Here is an 18681-nt window from a genome sequence, read left to right on the forward strand (position 1 = left end):
AGTAGCATCGCCGGGATCCATCACCCGAGGCCTGTATGCTGATTCCCTACGACGCACTTGAAGTCGACACCCTGACCCGCCTCATCGAAGATTTTGTCACCCGCGACGGCACCGACAATGGCGACGACACCCCCCTGGAAACCCGCGTATTGCGCGTGCGCCAGGCCTTGACCAAGGGCCAGGCACTGATCGTGTTCGACCCGGAAAGCGAGCAGTGCCAGTTGATGCTCAAGCACGACGTGCCCGAGCATCTGTTCGACTGAGCGGGTTTTCAGGGGTTGGGCACAGGCACCGGATGGGTTCCGGCGGCTTGGCGTTCGAGAATCTTCTGGTACACCTCTGCGCGGTGAACATGCACCCCGAGCGGCGCTTCAACGCCGAACTTCACCTGGTTACCGTTCAACTCAAGGATGTGCACGGCGATGTCATCGCCAATGGAGATGACTTCGCCTACAGCGCGGCTTAAGACCAGCATGGCGGTTGTCCTTTTGACAGTGAAAGGACCTCGACCATGCCCGCTGGGGGTGTCCGGCAGCAATGGCTTGCGGCAAAATCAGGCGCTACCTACACATTCAGGTAATTTACCTGACAGACCTCTACTTAATCAGCCCTTGGCCGCTTGCGCTTTGGCGCGCATCTTGTCGGCCATGGTGGTCATCTCGTCATAGAGCAACTGCGGGTTCTTCTGCTTCAACGCCCACGCCATCCGCCCTTGTTCATGGGGCAGGATCATGAACTCGCCTTCTGCCACGCGCTGGTAGATGTAGTCGGCAATGTCCGCCGCAGAAATCGGCGAGCTCTCAAGCAACTTGCCTACCTGGGCCTTCATCGCCGGGGTCGGCCCACGGAACGAATCCAGCAGGTTGGTCTGGAAGAATGACGGGCATACCACGTGCACGCCGACTTCCTGGTGCTTGAGTTCCACCAGCAGGCTTTCCGACAGCGCCACCACACCGGCCTTGGCCACGTTGTAATTGCTCATCGCCGGGCCCTGCATCAACGCCGCCATGGACGCGATGTTGATAATGCGACCCTTGCTTTTTTCCAGCAGCGGCAGGAACGCCTTGCAGCCCTTGACCACGCCCATCAAGTTGATTGCGATCTGCCAGTCCCAGTCTTCAAGGGACAGTTCCGCGAAGAACCCACCGGAGGCCACACCGGCATTGTTGACGATCACATCGATGCCACCCAGTTTCACCTCGCAAGCCTGGGCAAACGCGGTGAGCTGGCTGTAGTCGCGCACGTCGCAACGCTGGAAAAACCCGTCGCCACCCGCCTCCCGCACAAGCCGTAGAGTTTCCTGCAGGCCGGGTTCGCTGACATCTGACAAGGCCAACTGCCATCCTTCACGGGCCCAGCGCAAAGCGATTTCGCGGCCCAGGCCCGACCCGGCGCCAGTGATCATCATGCGATTTTGCATAGGAAGTAGCCTTGTGGTTCACGGAAGAAGTGACCGGCAGTGTAGCGAAGGTCTTTCCTGCCCCCATCCACCATCAGATTGCTGAATGCCCCTGGCAAACCGTCAGCCGGGTCGGAGGTTCGCGTATAGCCTAAGTTCAATATTTTTCAACTAACAACGTATATTTGCGAACGCATTAAAAGAAATAAGCACGTGTGCGAAATGCTTTAAAAAAATACTGAATTTTCCGCAGCGGGCAACAGTCGGAGTTGTTAAGGCGTTCGTGAATCAACTAGCGGGCCTATCGTTAATAACCGGTCTTTGCAGAAGGCCAATAAGGAAAAAAACCATGAGCCTCATTCTGATCATTATCCTGATCCTCCTGCTGGTCGGTGGTCTGCCAGTATTCCCTCACTCACGTAACTGGGGTTATGGCCCGTCGGGTATTCTGGGTGTTGTGCTGGTCGTCCTGCTGGTGCTGTTGTTGCTCGGCCGGATATAAAAGCCGGACAAAAAAAGAGGCCTTTAAAGGCCTCTTTTTTATTGCCGGTTATTTAGTCCGGCTTACCGTCAACCACGCCAGCGGTGTTATCCAACAGGCTCTTGGTTGCCGTCTGCAGGAACGACTCCAGTTTCTGCCTTAATGCACCTTCGTCCGGCGATTCGGCGATCACCTTACCGGTCGGGTTGGCGCCCAGTTCATATTCCCACAGCTTCGGCGGCATCTCCTTCGGCAGTACCAGGATGCGATCGCCGGTGACCAGCGCCACCGTCTGGTCGCTGCCCGACGGTTTGATCACACCAAAGCCCTTGTCGCCTTCCGGCAGGTTCAGCAGGTCGCGGCCCCAGCACTGGTGAAGGGTCTCGCCACCGAGGCGGCCCATGATGGTCGGCACGATGTCGATCTGGGTGCCCACGGTGTGGTCACGTTCGCCGAACTTTTCCTGGATGCCTGGTGCAATCATCAGCATCGGCACGTTGAAGCGACCCAGGTCCATTTCAGTAATTTGCTGCTCGTTACCAAAACCATGGTCGCCCACGATCACAAACAGGGTTTCCTTGAAGTACGGCTCCTTGCGGGCCTTTTCAAAGAACTGGCCCAGGGCCCAGTCGGAGTAGCGCATCGCCGTCAAATGCTCGTCGAGGCTGCCACGGCCCGTGACCTTCTCCACCGGCAATGGCGTCGGCAAGGCATACGGCGTGTGGTTGGACAGGGTTTGCAGCAAGGCATAGAACGGCTTGCCGCCTTCGCGGGCTTTCAACTCTTCCAGGCCACGGTTGAACATATCCTGGTCGGATACGCCCCACGTCGGGTCGGAGAACACCGGGTCGACGAAGTCGTTACGCCCGATGAAGTTGGTCATGCCCTGGTTGCTGAAGAAGCCCGACTGGTTGTCCCAGGCGAAGTCGCCGTTGTAGACATACACGTCGTCAAACTTGCGCGCGCTGAGCAACTGCGGCAGGCCCGACAGTTTGTGGCTGCCTTCGGGGGTCTGCATCAGGTATTCGAACGCCGGCAGGTTCGGGAAGCACGCCATGGTGGCGAACATGCCTTGGTGGGTGTGCGTGCCGTTGGAGAAGAAGCGATCGAACAGCAGGCCTTCCTTGGACAGCTTGTCGAAGTACGGCGTGATATTACCCGGACGCCCCAGGGCGCCGACCGAGTGACCGGCGAAGCTCTCCATCAGGATCACGACGACGTTCTTGATCGGCAGGGTTTTCTCGGCCGGCGGGGTGAACTCGCGGCGCACGGCGGCGGTGTCGGTATCCACCAGTTTTTCGGTCGGCAGCACGAGCATGTCACGCACGGTCTGGGTTGCCAGCGGCTGTTCCAGCGTGGCCTTCCAGGTGTTATCACGGTGCTCGGAGAAACGTGCCTTGGCCGCGCCGATCAACGACAGCGTGCCATTGAGGCCCAACTGGTTGGCGAAGTTCGAGTCGGTGGTGTACACGTCACCCCAACGCAGCGGCGGGCCCTGGCGCAGGGTGCCGCGAATGGCGACCACGGCGACCAGCAGGCAAACCACAAACACCGCAATACGCGTGTACCACGGCGCCACTTGGCGGGTGCCGATGCTGCCACCGCTGAACGGGCCACGCGGGCGCGTTGCACGGTCGGCGCCTTTGAAGGCGATGCTCAGGATCAGCGTACCCACGGCCCAGGCCAGCAGGTAGCGCACCACCGGGAAACCGTACCAGAGCATGCTCATCACGGTTTTCGGATCTTCCTTCACATACTGGAAGACCAGGCCGTTGAGGCGCTGGTGGAACTCGCGGTAGAAGTCCATTTCCATCAGGCCCAGGAACAGGGCAATGCTGGACGCGACGGTCAGCCACAAACGGAAAAACCCACGCGCAGCCATGGCGCGGACGCTGAACAGCGCCAGCAGCAGCGGGACCAACGCGTACATCACAAAGCGGATGTCGAAGCGCGTGCCATTGCCGAACGCTTCCAGGAAGGTCGAGGCCGGCGTGTCGAGGATCATTTCACGGTTGTACACCAGCAGCGCGAGGCGCAGCAGGGAGAACATCACCATCATGACCAGTGCGCAGAGCAGCGTGTACGCCAGATGGGATTTGACGGTCGGTTGCAGCAAGCGATTTGAAGCGCGCTGCTGATTCAGGGCGTCCGGGTTTGCCATGTCGTTTTAGGACCCATTGGAAGTTTAAGTTGCGAAATATTGCAGCGGCATCCTGCCCACGCCCAAGCGTGTAGGAACAGGGGGGTTAGCGCGTTGGCGCAAATGGTGCCCGATGAATGCCATCAACGCTATTGATTACTGAGGGAAAACACGTCTTTGTGGTGCTTTTCCAGGCCTTTGACAGACCTATCCTACAAGGAAGCAAAGCGAAGGGAATTGTCCAAAACGCTGTGTGAAAATTCTGTGTAGCGAATATTTGGACACAAAAAAATGTGGAAGAAGGCTTGCCCCTCTTCCACACCGACTGCATCGACTAAGCGTTGCGGGGTCAGATCCGCACGTTACCGCGCGGCCCGGCGATTGCCCAAATGATCAAGCCCAGCACCGGCAACAACAGGATCAGCAAAATCCACAGCACCTTGGCGCCCGTGCTCGCGCCGCTTTTGAACACGTTGATGATCGCCCAGATATCCAGGGCCAGGATGATCAGCCCGATCAAGCCATTAAAAGTGGAACCCATGGTGTCGCTCCTAAAGTGGGGGCATGCACTTGTAGGATAGCCAGCCCTGGTGGGGGTTCCGTTTTATTTCAGACGTGAACGGCGATCTTCAGCGCTTCCAGGGACGGCTCGCCCTTGATGCCCACCTCGGCGCACAGTTCCAACACGCGCGGCAAGTCGTTGCCATAGACCAGCACGGCCTGGATCTCGTCATCCAGCAGTTGGCTGAAGTTAAGCAGCACATAGCCACCATCTTCCGGGCTCAGGGCACTCATCTGGATCTGGATGCGGTTCAGCGCCGTGAGGTCCTCAGTCTTCGCCAGCTGCTTGGGCTTGAGGTTGAACGCCACGCCAGGACCGAACGAGGCGACGATTTGCGCGAACAGGTCGCCGTAGGTGTCGGCCTGGAACAGCACGGTCTCCGGCAGGCTGCCGACGACGACCCACTCGCCCAACGGAATCGGGAAGCTGTCGTCGTAGTTGATATCCGGGTTGGCCGCCAGAAACGCCGCAGGGTCCGCGTAGGCCTGGGCCGCTTCATCGGCAATGCGCGCCACTTCGTCCTCGCTCATGACACCGGCGCTGATTTTGCTGATGAGTTCGACGAGGGCGGTTTTCATGGGTGTGGTCCTGTGGCGGGCTGAATTGGGGCCGGGAAGATAACACCGGCTACCCTGTACAACAACTTCGCGCAATTGTAGGACCTGCTCAGGTGCATGCGTAGTCCAATTCCGAAATTCCAACACGCTGATTTATTGCGCCTTCAGCTACTTATAGTCCGTGGCCATGTTTGTTCGTCTAAGGACAGAGCGCATGGCCCAAGCGTATATCAATCAGTACACCACCGACTTGCTCAGTTTGAAGTCGCGCTTGTTACCCGGATCAAGTCGAGCGTTGAGTGAAAAGTTCGATGCACTGAACCTGCATCTGCGTAATGGCCTGGTCACGCCAGGGCAGATGGTGATTATCCCGCAAGAATATGGTGTGGCCTGTACTGCCGATGATGCGTGGCTGATGCGCCACGCACAGGAGATACGGCGCCGGTTGGACCAAGATGCTTCGGCGGGAACGGTAGTCATTGGTCACTATGACTTGCTTCAGAGTTGGTTAGGGTATGGCTCCTTGGGCGTAGGCAGCACGACCTCCGCGTGGGCACAGCATTTGGACGAAGTGAAGCAGACACTGAGCGAGATTGAACAACTTCACCAACGATTCAAGGACGGTACGCTGGAGAGGGCGACGTTTCTCCAGCAGCGCCAGACTTTGTTCAAGAAACTGGATGCTCAACTACACGGCGTCGCCCGCTTGGGTACCAGCCTACGCTCGCACACGTCGCTGAAGAAAATTCTAGGGATCTCGACTAAGAGCTACCTGCACAAACGCGAGATCGTGGGTTATACGCAACGCATCAGGGCGATAGCTGAAACCTCTAAGTTTTTGGGAAAAGGAACTTACATCGGAATGGCGCTGGATGTCGGCGCGACTGGGCTGGCGATTAAGGAGGCTTGTATGGAGGGACGGGAGGCGCTGTGTGAAAGAGCTAAATATCCGCTTGGTTGCGGGTACCGCATTAGCTGCAGCAGCGGGAACCTTTACGTCAAAGGCGGCCAGCAAGCTGTGTATTTCACTGAAAATACGAAAGCGTGGGTCAGGTGCGCTAGGTTGCGCAATCATTGGAGGGGTCGCGGGCGGATTGGCGGGGGGCAGTGTCGGAGGCTCGGTGGGCGAGGAATTCGGGGACATCCTTTATGAGGCAAAAGACTGATGGTCATGACATGGGAAAAAGTCGTCGTTCTCGTCATAGTTCCCGCTTTGGTACTGGACTGTGCACTCCATTGGTATCTACGTAAGTGGAGACTCGAAGAATTGGAAAGTTACTTCCCCAACAACCGTGAAGTACAGGCAGAAAAAAAGTTCTGGTGGTGGAACACATTCATGAATGAGTCATTCCGATTAAGCGCCATCATTGACTATGTCGTCTGGCCCAAAAAAATGATCAAACGCGGCGAGATCACCGAAGAGGAGCTCGCCGCGATCCCTATTGTTTTGAAACGCTGGCTTATCGCTTACTACTGTTTTTCAAGACTGCAAATGACCGGTGTATTCACATGGTATGTTTGGGCAAAGCTACTGTAACCAGTGATTCGCCTCCCCCGACCTACACCAGTTTTTGCAACTTCGCCGCCGTATCCACTGCACCCATGGTGTGTGCCGCCGCCAACGCGGTTGCGCCTTGGGCGTCAGCGGCCTTGGGATCGGCGCCCTGGCCGAGCAGGTAGTCGAGCATTTCCCCGCGGTTGAACATCGCGGCCATCATCAGTGCCGTACGGCCATCGGAGGAACACGCGTCCACTGGCGCACCGCCCTCGATCAGTGCCTTGACCACCTCCAGGTTGCCTTTGAACGCCGCGCCAGCCATTGGCAGCTGGTTCTTGTCGTTGGCAATCAGCGGGTCAGCCTTGAACTCCAGCAACACTTTTACTGCCTCGACATGACCGTGGTAGGCCGCAAGCATCAGCAAGGTGTCGCCATTGTGATTACGAAAGTTGGCTGGCAAGCCCTTGGCCAGCAGCGCGGCAAGCATGGCGGCGTCGCCTTTGCGGGCGACGTCGAACACCTGTTCGGCAAATTCTGCGGCTTCGTCATCGGTCATTTGTTTGGCTTGGTCTGACATGTGGGGCTCCTTGTCTGGTCCTCTATATGGCGCCCAGTGTCGCGAGGGAGTTCCCACCTGTCATGGCTTTTTTGTCAAAAGCCTCCATAGGCATATTCAATAGCGCGGCTTAATAACGAAAGTGTCCGCCCTGGATCTGCGCCAATAGCTGTCCAGTGACCGGCACATAGCAGTCCGAACCTGGCAACCAGGCATAGACCGGGTCATTGCCTGCCCTCTGCGGATCGAATGCCTCCTCCTTGAGTTTCACCTTTTGGTATTTGAACGTGCCGGTGGTCTCCATCTTGACCTTGATGCGCAGGAACAGCGGCACCGCGTAATGTGGCAACTGGCCGTGGGCGAATTGCAGCAACTCGCGCATATCCAACGAGGCCAGCGATTCGCTCGGGGTGATGGCAACCATCCCGGCGCGGCCGTTGGTGTTTTCGATCTCCACACCGTAGGCCACCACTTCAGCGATCTGCGGATGTTGCAGCAGCACGTTCTCCACCTCGGTGGTGGAGACGTTTTCACCCTTCCAGCGATAGGTGTCCCCCAGGCGGTCGACGAACTGCGCATGACCGAAGCCGATGCTGCGCACCAGATCGCCGGTATTGAAGTAACGATCGCCTTTCTCGAATACGTCGGTGAGGATCACCTTGCGATTTTTTTCCGGGTCGGTGTAGCCATCATAGGGCGACTTTTCATCGATCCTGGCCAGCAGCAAACCTTGCCCGCCAGTCTTCACTTTGTGCATGAAGCCATCGCGGCCACGAATCGGCTCGCCGGTGTCGTGGGCGTAGTCCACCAACGCCCAGTGCTGCAGGCAAAAGCCGACGGTGTTGTCGAAGTTCAATACATTGGTGAAGCCGATGTTGCCGTCGCTGGCCGCATACAACTCGCAGACATGCTCAACCCCATACCGCGCCTTGAACTGCGCCCACACGCCGGGACGCAGGCCATTGCCGACCATCTTGGTCACGCGGTGATCGCGGTCGTTGAGGTTGGCGGGTTGATCGAGCAGGTAACGGCACAATTCGCCGACATAACCGAGGGTGGTCGCCTTGAAGCGGCGGACGTCATCCCAGAATTGGCTGGCGCTGAACTTGCGCCGGATTGCGAACCCTGACGCCCCGACAATCGCCGAGCCCCAGCACACGCAAAGGCCGGTGGCGTGGTAAAGCGGCAAGGTGCAATAGAGGACGTCGTCCGGGCCCATGTCCAGGGCGATGCTGCCGAAGCTGACGGCGGTCTTGGTCCAGCGGCCATGTTTCATGATGCCGGCCTTGGGCAAGCCGGTGGTGCCAGAGGTGTAGATATAGAAGCAAGGATCGTTGAAAAAGATCTGCGCGCTGCTGACCGGGTTATCCACCGGGGCGTCGGCACTGGCGGCCATCAGGTCGACATAACCCTCGGGCGTCACAACGGCCTGCTGCTCCGGGATAAACCAGGTCCGGTCAGTGGGAATGTCCACTTGATCGCGTACGGCATCATAGGCAGCCACCAATTCCGCGCCCACTACAATCGCCACCGGGTTCACCAGGTTCAGGCTGTGCACCAGCGCCGCTTGGGTCTGCGCCGTATTGAGCATGGCGCAGATGCCGCCCAGCTTGGCCACGGCCAGCACGTTCAGCAGCAACTCGGGACGGTTTTCGATAAACATCGCCACTACATCGCCCTTGCGGATGCCCTGGGCCTGCAAGTGATGGGCGATACGGTTGGCGGATCGGTTGGCCTCGGTGTAGCTGAGCACGCGGTCGGCGTACAACAATGCGGCGCCATCCGGATTGCGCTGGGTGGCTTGCTCGAAGTGCCAGCCCAGGCCGCAGGGCTGTTGAGGGTCGGTAACGTTGGCGGCACGCATGCCGCGCACTACCCGTGGCAGGGCGCGAACAATGGCGGGCACCTTACGCAGCATCATGCCCCAGGTAATCATGTCGTTTGGCGATTGGCTCATGGGAACATCCTTTTTCTTATTCTTCGTAAACCTTGCAGGAAAGTACGTCAGCCTCTCTTGGGCTGTACACGCAGGATTTGAAAAGTTTTGTATCCCGATGAACGACCGCCGAAAAAAGGAATTCAGCGACGCCAGGGCAGTCTGTAGGCGTAATGGCGGGCCCGTTCGACACCGTCGGGCCACGCAAAATGCAGGATGCATGATGGCCATTCATGCAAATTGCACGAAATCGAAAATCTGCATTTTTTATATCTTATTGATTTATAACGATATTTTATAAAACCAATAGCTGGCACAATCACTGCACCTATCACTCCATGCTTGCCAACTTGAGCCAACGGAGCTGATAGACATGAGCCTGATCCAAGATAAATTCGCTTCAGTATTCTCCAACTACGACGTCACCACCCAGCCACGTCCCGACGGTGGCATCCTGTTGACCCTGCGTAACAGCGAAGGCAAGCAGGTCAAGCGTTCGATCTCGTACCAGCAGTTGCACACGGCCGACCAATTGACTTGGGTGATCAGCGCCATCCGCCGCGACCTGGCCGAACAAGCCAGCGACCTGCCACAGATTTCGATGCTGCAAAGCCAGAACCGCTTTGCCCTGCCGACTTACCATTCGGCTTAAGTACCTGACAAAGAAAAGGGCCGCGACACCCACGGGTGTCGCGGCCCTTTTTTCATGCATTCAGCAAAGCCCCTTGCGCGCCGCTTCATTCATTGCCTGGACGCGGTTACTGACTTCCAACTTGCCGTAGATATTGCGCAGGTGGAATTTCACCGTGGCTTCGGACGTGGCGCGTATCTGGCTGATCTCCCACACGGTCTTGCCTTCCGAGGCCCAACGCAGTATTTCCAGCTCCGTGCGGGTCAGGCTCTTGCCCGCCAGATTAATGCGCCGCCTGACAGCGTTGGGCACCGTATACGGCGCCAGAAACGATTCCCTTGGGCCTCTCATTAGTTTCTCTCCTTTATTATTGGCTGACGCCCTATCACCCTTCGGATTCCTCCTATTGACGGATGATATAAACGTTATTGCCGAAGAGAGTTACATAAGGCGTGAGATTAAGGCGCACCCACGAGAATAAACAGCAAGCCCCTACATGAGCTTAAGTTTATTCCCACAACAACTTCCAACATGCGGGGGTTGAAGTTTCTGATAGCTCGCGATTAATCATCCAATCCGGGAAAACGCCGGGCGATATCGTCACCGGTGAACTCGGGCACCCACCCTTTCTCGGTGTTGTATAAACGCAACGCCACGAAGTGCGGGTTTTCACCCATGTCGAACCAATGCGCCATACCGGCCGGGATCACCAGCAGGTCGTTTTTCTCGCAACGTAGGGCGTATACGTAATCGCCAATGTGCAGTGCGAACAGGCCCTGGCCGGCAAGAAAAAAACGCGCATCGTCTTCGCTGTAGCGGCGCTCATCGAGAAACTGCCCACGTAATTCGGCGTTCTGCGCGGGGTCGCCGGCATCCCTCATCACCTCGGCTGCGCTATAGCCGAGCTGATCAATCTGCGCCTGGCAGGCGGCAATCAACTCGCCATCGCTGGCGCCCTTTTCAACCGGGCCGGGCTGCCAGCGCTCAAAACGCACGCCCTGCTCGGCCAGGGTGGCGGCGATGTCGTCAAAATGGGTCAGGACCTTGTTCGGCGTATCCGGTGTAGCGACGGAGTAGACAGCGACATAACTCATTGGAGGGTTCCTTGGTTCTGCTCTTGCAATCGAAAACCGATGATAACGGCGGCTGCCAGGGCGGCGACGCTGGCGATGCTGAAGGTCAGGGTCGGCCCCAACAGGTTCCAACTGTAGCCCGAATACAGGGCGCCCAATGCGCCACCGGTGCCGGCCAACGCGGCATACAGCGCCTGGCCCTGGCCTTGTTGCTTGTCGCCGAAACTGCGCTGCACAAAGGCAATCGCCGCCGCATGAAAACTGCCAAAGGTAGCGGCGTGCATCACCTGCGCCAGCAACAGTACCCAGAAAAATTCGGCAAATGAGCCCAGCAGCAGCCAGCGCAGCGCCGCCAGCAGGAAACTCGCCAGCAGCACCCGGCGTACCGAAAAGCGCGAAAGGATGCGGCTCATGGCCAGGAACATCAGCACCTCCGCCACCACGCCCAACGCCCACAACATTCCGATCACACCGCGGCTGTAGCCCAGGTGTTCAAGGTGCAGGGTGAGAAAGGTGTAATACGGGCCATGGCTCATCTGCATCAGCGCCACGCAGGCATAAAACGCCAGGACGCCGGGGCTACGCAATTGTTTGAGGAAGCCCTCGCCCGCCAGGCGATTGCCATGGCTGACAGGCTGCGCGTTGGGCACCCACAGGCTGGCACCGATGATACCGGCCATGATCACCACGACCACCACCGGGTAGATGTCCAGGCTCAGCCAGTCGAATAGGCGACCCATGATCACCACGGTAAGGATGAAACCGATGGAACCCCACAGGCGGATCTGGCTGTAGCGCGAGGTTTGTTTTTGCAGGTGCGCCAGGGTGATGACTTCAAACTGCGGCAGTACCGCATGCCAGAAGAACGCATGCAGGGCCATGACCAGGGCCAGCCAGGCGTAGGTATGGCTGATGAAGATCAGCGAAAAACTCGCCAGGGTGCACACCGCGCCAAAACGGACGATGGCCAGGCGCCGGCCGGTGTAGTCACCCAGCCAGCCCCACAGGTTGGGCGCCACGCAGCGCATCAGCATAGGGATGGCCACCAGCTCGCCGATGCGCGCGCTGGAGAAGCCCAAGTGGTCGAAGTACAGCGCCAGGAAGGGTGCGGTTGCACCCAGGAGGGCGAAGTAGAACAGGTAGAAGCTGGAGAGGCGCCAGTACGGAAGGGCTGTCACAGCCGAACCGTCACAGCTGGCCCAGCACCGGCGTACTCACGCGAACATCGGCATTCTGGCCACGGTTGCGCAGCAAATGGTCCATCAACACGATGGCCATCATCGCTTCGGCAATCGGCGTGGCCCGGATGCCGACGCACGGATCGTGGCGGCCCTTAGTGATCACGTCCACCGGGTTGCCGTGCACATCAATCGAACGGCCCGGCGTGGTGATGCTCGACGTCGCCTTGAGCGCCAGGTGCGCCACAATCGGCTGGCCGGAGGAAATACCACCGAGGATGCCACCCGCGTTGTTGCTGAGAAAACCTTCCGGCGTCAGCTCGTCGCGGTGCTCTGTGCCGCGCTGGGACACGCAGGCAAAACCGGCGCCGATTTCCACGCCTTTCACCGCGTTGATGCTCATCAGCGCATGGGCCAGTTCCGCGTCGAGGCGGTCGAAGATCGGTTCGCCCAGGCCGGGCTTCACGCCTTCGGCGACCACGGTGATCTTGGCGCCGACGGAGTCCTGGTCACGGCGCAACTGGTCCATATAGGCTTCCAGTTCCGGCACTTTGTCCGGGTCGGGGCTGAAGAAGGCGTTGTCTTCGACGCTGTCCCAGGTCTTGAACGGGATTTCAATCGGGCCCAGCTGGCTCATGTAGCCACGGATCACAATGCCTTGGGTCGCCAGGTATTTCTTGGCGATGGCCCCGGCCGCCACGCGCATCGCGGTTTCGCGGGCCGAGCTGCGGCCGCCGCCACGGTAGTCGCGTTCGCCGTATTTGTGGTGATAGGTGTAGTCGGCGTGGGCCGGGCGGAACAGGTCCTTGATCGCCGAATAGTCCTTGGACTTCTGGTCAGTGTTGCGGATCAGCAGGCCGATGGCGCAACCGGTGGTGCGGCCTTCGAACACGCCGGAGAGGATCTCGACTTCATCGGGCTCCTGGCGCTGGGTGGTGTGGCGGCTGGTGCCGGGCTTGCGGCGGTCGAGGTCACGCTGCAGGTCTTCCAGGGACAGCTCGAGGCCGGGCGGGCAGCCGTCGACAATGGCGACCAACGCCGGGCCATGGCTTTCGCCCGCGGTGGTGACAGTGAACAGCTTGCCGAAGGTATTGCCGGACATGCAGGGCGCTCCGTGAAATCAGTTGAATCAAGTCAACCGTAATAACTTAAGGCGGCCAGTATACGCAGGCTAACCGAGTAGTTCATCCTCGAAACCTTAGCGGTAGACCTTGGTCCAACCGGCACCTCTCCAATGATGGCGCGATGATGCTGCGAGTTCTGCTTTTGACCCTCACCCTGTTTTCCAGCCTGGGCTTCGCCGCCTCCCCCGTGGTGTTGCAACGGCCTATCAGCCTGGACACCGGCAGCGGCGAGCTGTTTGGCTCACTCTTGCTGCCCAAATCCGACAAACCCGTGCCGGTGGTGTTGATCATCGCCGGTTCCGGGCCCACCGACCGCAATGGCAACAGCGCCGACGGTGCGCGCAACGACAGCCTCAAGCGCCTGGCCTGGGTGCTGGCGCGGCATAACATCGCCAGCGTGCGCTACGACAAGCGCGGCGTCGCGGCCAGCCTGGCGGCCACCCCCGACGAACGCAACCTGACTCTGGACGCCTACGTCGCCGACGCCGTGGCCTGGGGCAAACTGCTCAAGGCCGACAAACGCATGGGCCCGCTGATTGTGTTGGGCCACAGCGAAGGTGCGCTGGTGGCCGCCCTCGCCGCGCCGCAACTGGACCCGGCGGGCGTGGTCTCGTTGTCTGGCAGTGCGCGCCCGGTGGATCAAGTGATCCGCCAACAGTTGGCCGATCACCTGCCCCCTGCCCTGCTGCTGCGCAGCAACCAAATCCTCGATCACCTCAAGGCCGGCCAAGTGGATGCGGATGTGCCTGGCCCGCTGGAAGGCATTTTCCGGCCCAGTGTGCAGCCATATCTGATCAGCCTGTTTCGTGCCGATCCGTCGGCAGCCTTTGCCAAATTGAACATGCCGGCACTGATCATCCAGGGCACCAACGATATCCAGGTCGGTGTGGGCGATGCCCAGCAACTTAAAAAGGCCAAGCCCGACGCGCAGCTTGTGCTGATCGAGGGCATGAACCACGTGATGCGCATCGTGCCCAACGATGTGAAGCAGCAATTGGCCTCCTACAACGACCCGCAACTGCCCCTCGCCGCCGAGCTGGGCAACCGCCTGGTGCGCTTTATCGACGGACTTCAACCCCGTTAAGCGACAATTTGCCTCCAGTCCTGGGCAAAGCGGCCGATAAGCCCAGTGTCGACAGTAAAAAGACTGTCGACTCGCTGGGCTTGGACAGGATCGCGCCGCATGACAACCACTGAAGCAACACCGGAATCCACCGCCGACACCCCGGCTGACAAAACCGAGGCCGTCGACGCGGCGCCCCTGCCGTGGGCGGATGTCCAGGCTGAGCATTTCAAGATGCTGCGCCTGGCACCCCTGGCCACCGACCGCGCCACGGGCGTGCGGCCTTTGCGCTTCGTGCAGTTCGGCTATGCCGAGCGCAACGACAAACACCACAGCCTGCTGCGCATGGTCATCCAGTTGCCCGGCCAACGCGTGCGCCGTGAACAGAATCACCTGGATATCTGGGTTGACCACGATAAACATCGTGTGCACTTCGGCCCCGGCAACAGCCTGGAAATCGAACCGGCCAACCGTGGCCTGGGCCGCTTCCTCGTCGCCCAAGGCGCTGCCTGGGCGAAAAAGAAAGGGTCGCACTATCGCGTCGATGGCGTTGACCTGGCCAACAAAGATGCGCTGAACGAAGCCACCCGCCTGCGTCGCGATCACTTCCTGCGCATCCAGGGTTTTGATGTGGCTTATGCCGATGTGCAGCACCTCAAGGGTAACGTGCAGCCGGGCAAGGTCAGCGATGTGCTCGACAGCTGGAACACCGAGAAGGTGCAGTTCGTAGAAATCCTGGAGGCGGCGCAGATGCTGCAACAGGCAGAACAGAACCTGGCAGAGCAGGAAGTGAAGCTGCGCAAGGAAGAGGAAAAGGTCACCAAGTTCAAGCGTGAGGACAGCGGGTTGCGTTTTACCATCACGTGCCTGGTGGCGTTTACGGTGTTTCAGGCGGGGTTGTTGATCTGGATTGCAACACACCGCTAGGCGCCCTGTTGAATGGGCGCCCTGCGGGGAACGATTAAACTCGGGCGGCAAACACCGCCTGATGTTGACGACACTGCTCAGCCGTCAACATGAACACCCCGTGGCCGCCGCGCTGGAAGTCCAGCCAGGCAAAGTCCACTTCCGGGTACAGTGCCTCGACGTGCACTTGGCTGTTGCCCACTTCAACAATCAGCAACCCCTTCTCGGTCAGGTGGTCCGCCGCTTCGGCCAGCATGCGCCGGACCAGGTTCAAACCGTCGTCGCCACAGGCCAGGCCCAGTTCCGGCTCGTGCTGGTATTCGTCAGGCATGTCGGCGAAATCTTCGGCATCCACATACGGCGGGTTGGACACGATCAAGTCAAAGCGCTGGCCCGGCAAGCCGTCGAAACCGTCACCCTGCACGGTATAGACACGCTCATCGACGCCATGGCGCTCAATGTTCTGGTTGGCCACTTCCAAGGCCTCGAAGGACAAGTCCCCCAGCACCACTTCGGCGTCCTGGAACTCATAGGCGCACGCAATGCCGATGCAACCGGAACCGGTGCACAGGTCGAGGATGCGTGCCGGTGGCTGCGCCAACCAGGGTTCGAAGCGGTTTTCGATCAGCTCGCCGATCGGTGAGCGCGGGATCAGCACGCGCTCATCGACGATAAACGACATGCCACAGAACCAGGCTTCACCAATCAGATAGGGTGTCGGCACGCGTTCGTGGATACGGCGATGCAACAAGCGTTGCAGGTGGGCGACTTCCTCTTCTTCCAGGTTGCAGTCGAGGTAGCTGTCGGCAATTTCCCACGGCAAATGCAAGGCACCGAGCACCAGTTGCCGGGCATCGTCCCAGGCATTGTCGGTGCCATGGCCAAAAAACAGGTCTTCCCCATGGAAACGGCTGACAGCCCAACGGATATGGTCGCGCAAGGTGCGCAGGCGGGAAGTGGTCACGGGGGCAAGCTCCTGGAAAAAACGACTGGCGATTCTAACAGCCTTCACCTGTACCGACGATGTACGAAAACCCGTCGCCATCCGTCGGATTTCATCCAAATTGCCATCATTGTGCTAAACAGGCCCACCTCTTGACATGGCTGCACGTCAACAACGGCGTACCTTACGATGGTAGCGATTCACAGAACCGCTCAGCCAGTGGACAATGTCGCAAAAGCCCCCCTCACAGGAGCCCCAGAATGTCCGTTCCAAAGACGATGTTTCAACTCAGCGGTCGTGGTTACGCAGCAGCGAACCTCAGCCATGCGACCCTCGTGATCATCGACGCCCAGAAGGAATACCTCAGCGGCCCCCTCGCCCTCTCGGGCATGGACGCGGCCGTCGGCAACATCAAGCAACTTGTGTCCGCCGCCCGCAACGCTGGGCGTCCGATTGTACATGTGCGTCACCTGGGCACCGTGGGTGGCCTGTTCGACCCACAGGGCGAGCGTGGCGAATTCATTCCAGGGCTTGAGCCTGAAGGCGACGAAACCATCATCGGCAAGCTGCTGCCCAGCGCCTTCCATGGCACCGGCCTGGAAAAACACTTGCAGGACCTCGGTTCCCTGGACCTGATCGTCTGCGGTTTCATGAGCCACTCCAGCGTCAGCACCACCGTGCGCGCCGCCAAGAACCTGGGCTTTCGCTGCACCTTGGTGGAAGACGCCTGCGCCACACGTGACCTGCCCTACAAAGGCGGCATCCTCAGCGCCGAGCACGTGCAGCAGACCGAAATGGCCATCATGGCCGACAACTTCGCCACCCTGGCGTTGACCAAAGATCTGATCTGATCAACCTTCTGGTGAGCGGCGCGGCCTGTTTACGGCCCCGCTCATCCGCAAAGCCCTCTCATTTGGCGCATTTACCCCTCCCCCCGGAACAACCTGTGTATTGTCCGGTCGAAGGGCCGATACCCTGGAGGAAAGGTCGGAATGAAGATATCCGATGGTTTTGACGCTCGTCGCTTGCGCCCCAAGGGCCCGAGCAATTGGCGTCTGCGCCTGGTGGCCGGCATTGCCGCGTTGCTGGCGATAGTTGGTGTGCTGTTGGCCGGCGCTGGTGGCGCCGGTTTGTTGGGTCACTCGCCGGCCCTCGGCGAACTGAATGCCAGCCCTGGCGGCTCGGCGATTTTGTTGGTGATCGGGCTGCTGGTGCTGTGGTTGGGCGTATGGTTATGGCGGCGAAGCCGTCGGAAAATGCGTCAGCCGTTGTCGCTGAATATCGCTTCACACCTGATGAAAAAGCACGACTGATGGCGCTTGGATAGCGTTTCCTGCGCCCTGGCCGCCGCGATTTAGGTAAACTGCCCGCCCTTCGCGGAGGCCAACATGCAAGACGACGATTTTTCCCTGTTCAAAAACGAGCTGCGCGGCGTCAAGCCGATCAAGCATGACCGCGCCGACACCGGCAAACCCAAGGCCGACCGCGCGCAGATCGCCAAGCTGCGCCAGGCCGCGACCGTGCGCACCGATGCCACCACCGTGGACGGCCTGTCGGACCAGTTCGTGATCGATGTCGGCCCTGAAGACGAGCTGATGTGGGCCCGCGATGGCGTGCAGGAAAGCCAGATGCGCAAGCTCAAGGCCGGCCAGATCCCGTTCGAAGGCAGTCTCGACCTGCATGGCATGAACGTGGAAAAAGCCCGGGAAACCCTGTGGGCCTTCCTGGCCGAAGCCACCAAGTTCGAAATCCGCTGCGTGCGCGTCACCCACGGCAAGGCCGTGCGGTTGGACGGCAAGCGCCCGATGATCAAGAGCCACGTCAACACCTGGCTGCGCCAGCACGCCCAGGTCCTCGGCTTTACCTCATGCCAGGCCCGCCACGGCGGCGCGGGGGCGGTGTATGTGATGCTCAAGCGTACGATGATGGAAGGGCGCGACGAGTAACAACTGCCATCGTCAGGCTTGCAGCGATGTGCCCGCCACCGTAACCTTGCGCTTTGCGAAAATCCCACAGGTAGTTTCATGTCCCTGGAACAGAATTACACCGCGATCCTCGGCCAACTCGGCGAGGACGTTTCCCGCGAGGGCCTGCTCGACACGCCAAAGCGTGCCGCCAAGGCGATGCAGTACCTCTGCCGCGGCTATGAGCAGACTCTGGAAGAAGTCACCAACGGTGCCTTGTTCAGCTCCGACAACAGCGAAATGGTGCTGGTCAAGGACATCGAGTTGTACTCGCTGTGCGAACACCACCTGCTGCCGTTCATCGGCAAGGCCCACGTCGCCTACATCCCGAGCGGCAAGGTGCTGGGCCTGTCCAAGGTTGCGCGGATTGTCGACATGTACGCCCGCCGCCTGCAGATCCAGGAAAACCTCAGCCGGCAGATCGCCGATGCCGTGATGCAAGTGACCGGCGCCCTGGGCGTGGCCGTGGTGATCGAGGCCAAGCACATGTGCATGATGATGCGCGGTGTGGAAAAGCAGAATTCGTCGATGATCACCTCGGTGATGCTGGGTGAGTTCCGCGAAAACGCGGCCACCCGCAGCGAATTCCTCAGCCTGATCAAGTAACCGGCTGCGGACGAAAAAACCGGCGTTCATCGCCGGTTTTTTTTCGCCTGCAAAATTGAGGTAA

23 protein-coding genes are annotated in these 18681 nt (G+C 59.4%); 11 read left to right on the forward strand and 12 right to left on the reverse strand.

Annotation, left to right across the window (positions count from 1 at the left end; genetic code table 11):
* Positions 1-35 precede the first annotated feature (35 nt).
* Entirely contained in the window at positions 36-263 is a 228-nt protein-coding gene (locus OZ428_RS23635) for a YheU family protein (protein ID WP_269131505.1), read from the forward strand.
* A gap of 8 nt (positions 264-271) precedes the next feature.
* On the opposite strand, the gene csrA is transcribed toward OZ428_RS23635, so the two are convergent.
* Both csrA and OZ428_RS23645 read right to left on the reverse strand, forming a co-directional pair.
* The gene (gene csrA / locus OZ428_RS23640) at positions 272-475 is read right to left on the reverse strand and encodes a carbon storage regulator CsrA (RefSeq protein ID WP_269131506.1); all 204 of its coding nucleotides are present in this window, start codon (positions 473-475) and stop codon (positions 272-274) included.
* A gap of 129 nt (positions 476-604) precedes the next feature.
* Positions 605-1420 (reverse strand): SDR family oxidoreductase, encoded by an 816-nt coding sequence (locus OZ428_RS23645; RefSeq protein WP_269131507.1) that lies wholly within the window; start codon positions 1418-1420, stop codon positions 605-607.
* 328 nt (positions 1421-1748) lie between these two features.
* On the opposite strand from OZ428_RS23645, the gene OZ428_RS23650 reads away from it, so the two are divergent.
* Positions 1749-1901 (forward strand): DUF3309 family protein, encoded by a 153-nt coding sequence (locus OZ428_RS23650; protein WP_015885095.1) that lies wholly within the window; start codon positions 1749-1751, stop codon positions 1899-1901.
* A 52-nt stretch (positions 1902-1953) separates the two neighbouring features.
* Here the strand turns inward: OZ428_RS23650 and OZ428_RS23655 are convergent, their stop codons facing one another.
* From OZ428_RS23655 to OZ428_RS23665, 3 genes are all read right to left on the reverse strand, one after another.
* A complete protein-coding gene (locus OZ428_RS23655) occupies positions 1954-4041 on the reverse strand; it encodes an LTA synthase family protein (protein WP_269131508.1) in 2088 nt (695 codons plus the stop codon).
* 328 nt (positions 4042-4369) lie between these two features.
* A complete protein-coding gene (locus OZ428_RS23660) occupies positions 4370-4561 on the reverse strand; it encodes a PLDc N-terminal domain-containing protein (RefSeq protein ID WP_003172956.1) in 192 nt (63 codons plus the stop codon).
* A gap of 68 nt (positions 4562-4629) precedes the next feature.
* Positions 4630-5160 carry a hypothetical protein gene (locus OZ428_RS23665; RefSeq protein ID WP_269131509.1) on the reverse strand — a complete coding sequence of 177 codons (531 nt, stop codon included), beginning with the start codon at positions 5158-5160 and terminating at the stop codon, positions 4630-4632.
* Between the two features lie 193 nt (positions 5161-5353).
* On the opposite strand from OZ428_RS23665, the gene OZ428_RS23670 reads away from it, so the two are divergent.
* Both OZ428_RS23670 and OZ428_RS23675 read left to right on the forward strand, forming a co-directional pair.
* Positions 5354-6292, forward strand: coding sequence for a hypothetical protein (locus OZ428_RS23670; RefSeq protein ID WP_330911110.1), 939 nt, complete (start codon positions 5354-5356; stop codon positions 6290-6292).
* An 18-nt stretch (positions 6293-6310) separates the two neighbouring features.
* Positions 6311-6676: a hypothetical protein gene (locus OZ428_RS23675; RefSeq protein WP_177110458.1), complete on the forward strand. Its 366-nt coding sequence runs from the start codon at positions 6311-6313 to the stop codon at positions 6674-6676.
* A 22-nt stretch (positions 6677-6698) separates the two neighbouring features.
* On the opposite strand, the gene OZ428_RS23680 is transcribed toward OZ428_RS23675, so the two are convergent.
* Together OZ428_RS23680 and OZ428_RS23685 are read right to left on the reverse strand one after the other, a co-directional pair.
* Positions 6699-7214: an ankyrin repeat domain-containing protein gene (locus OZ428_RS23680; protein WP_269131510.1), complete on the reverse strand. Its 516-nt coding sequence runs from the start codon at positions 7212-7214 to the stop codon at positions 6699-6701.
* Between the two features lie 109 nt (positions 7215-7323).
* Complete coding sequence (locus OZ428_RS23685) at positions 7324-9150, reverse strand: long-chain-acyl-CoA synthetase (protein WP_269131511.1); 1827 nt, start codon at positions 9148-9150, stop codon at positions 7324-7326.
* A 352-nt stretch (positions 9151-9502) separates the two neighbouring features.
* On the opposite strand from OZ428_RS23685, the gene OZ428_RS23690 reads away from it, so the two are divergent.
* Positions 9503-9781 carry a DUF3509 domain-containing protein gene (locus OZ428_RS23690; protein ID WP_010208870.1) on the forward strand — a complete coding sequence of 93 codons (279 nt, stop codon included), beginning with the start codon at positions 9503-9505 and terminating at the stop codon, positions 9779-9781.
* A gap of 60 nt (positions 9782-9841) precedes the next feature.
* On the opposite strand, the gene OZ428_RS23695 is transcribed toward OZ428_RS23690, so the two are convergent.
* The 4 genes from OZ428_RS23695 to aroC all read right to left on the reverse strand — a co-directional run bounded on the left by OZ428_RS23695 (position 9842) and on the right by aroC (position 13113).
* A complete protein-coding gene (locus OZ428_RS23695) occupies positions 9842-10111 on the reverse strand; it encodes a response regulator transcription factor (protein WP_033900889.1) in 270 nt (89 codons plus the stop codon).
* A 212-nt stretch (positions 10112-10323) separates the two neighbouring features.
* Positions 10324-10854: a 1,2-dihydroxy-3-keto-5-methylthiopentene dioxygenase gene (locus OZ428_RS23700; protein ID WP_269131512.1), complete on the reverse strand. Its 531-nt coding sequence runs from the start codon at positions 10852-10854 to the stop codon at positions 10324-10326.
* Complete coding sequence (locus tag OZ428_RS23705; RefSeq protein ID WP_269131513.1) at positions 10851-12011, reverse strand: MFS transporter; 1161 nt, start codon at positions 12009-12011, stop codon at positions 10851-10853. Before OZ428_RS23705 ends, OZ428_RS23700 begins: the two co-directional genes overlap by 4 nt.
* 10 nt (positions 12012-12021) lie before the next feature.
* Positions 12022-13113 (reverse strand): chorismate synthase, encoded by a 1092-nt coding sequence (aroC, locus tag OZ428_RS23710; protein ID WP_016976377.1) that lies wholly within the window; start codon positions 13111-13113, stop codon positions 12022-12024.
* Positions 13114-13256: 143 nt separating this feature from the next.
* Here aroC and OZ428_RS23715 point away from each other — a divergent pair, with 143 nt between their 5' ends.
* Entirely contained in the window at positions 13257-14219 is a 963-nt protein-coding gene (locus tag OZ428_RS23715; RefSeq protein WP_016976376.1) for an alpha/beta hydrolase, read from the forward strand.
* Between the two features lie 99 nt (positions 14220-14318).
* Positions 14319-15125 (forward strand): hypothetical protein, encoded by an 807-nt coding sequence (locus OZ428_RS23720; protein WP_269131514.1) that lies wholly within the window; start codon positions 14319-14321, stop codon positions 15123-15125.
* 34 nt (positions 15126-15159) lie between these two features.
* On the opposite strand, the gene prmB is transcribed toward OZ428_RS23720, so the two are convergent.
* The gene (gene prmB / locus OZ428_RS23725) at positions 15160-16068 is read right to left on the reverse strand and encodes a 50S ribosomal protein L3 N(5)-glutamine methyltransferase (protein ID WP_016976374.1); all 909 of its coding nucleotides are present in this window, start codon (positions 16066-16068) and stop codon (positions 15160-15162) included.
* A gap of 239 nt (positions 16069-16307) precedes the next feature.
* Here prmB and OZ428_RS23730 point away from each other — a divergent pair, with 239 nt between their 5' ends.
* The 4 genes from OZ428_RS23730 to folE all read left to right on the forward strand — a co-directional run bounded on the left by OZ428_RS23730 (position 16308) and on the right by folE (position 18617).
* Complete coding sequence (locus tag OZ428_RS23730) at positions 16308-16898, forward strand: cysteine hydrolase family protein (RefSeq protein ID WP_010208860.1); 591 nt, start codon at positions 16308-16310, stop codon at positions 16896-16898.
* Between the two features lie 141 nt (positions 16899-17039).
* On the forward strand, positions 17040-17360 hold the full coding sequence (locus OZ428_RS23735; protein WP_033900878.1) for a hypothetical protein: 321 nt from the start codon (positions 17040-17042) through the stop codon (positions 17358-17360).
* 75 nt (positions 17361-17435) lie between these two features.
* Positions 17436-17993, forward strand: coding sequence for a Smr/MutS family protein (locus tag OZ428_RS23740; protein ID WP_016976371.1), 558 nt, complete (start codon positions 17436-17438; stop codon positions 17991-17993).
* Between the two features lie 78 nt (positions 17994-18071).
* Positions 18072-18617, forward strand: coding sequence for a GTP cyclohydrolase I FolE (gene folE / locus OZ428_RS23745; protein ID WP_003442011.1), 546 nt, complete (start codon positions 18072-18074; stop codon positions 18615-18617).
* Positions 18618-18681 lie beyond the last annotated feature (64 nt).

Source organism: Pseudomonas sp. GXZC (genome assembly GCF_026967615.1).
GTDB lineage: Bacteria > Pseudomonadota > Gammaproteobacteria > Pseudomonadales > Pseudomonadaceae > Aquipseudomonas > Aquipseudomonas azotoformans_A.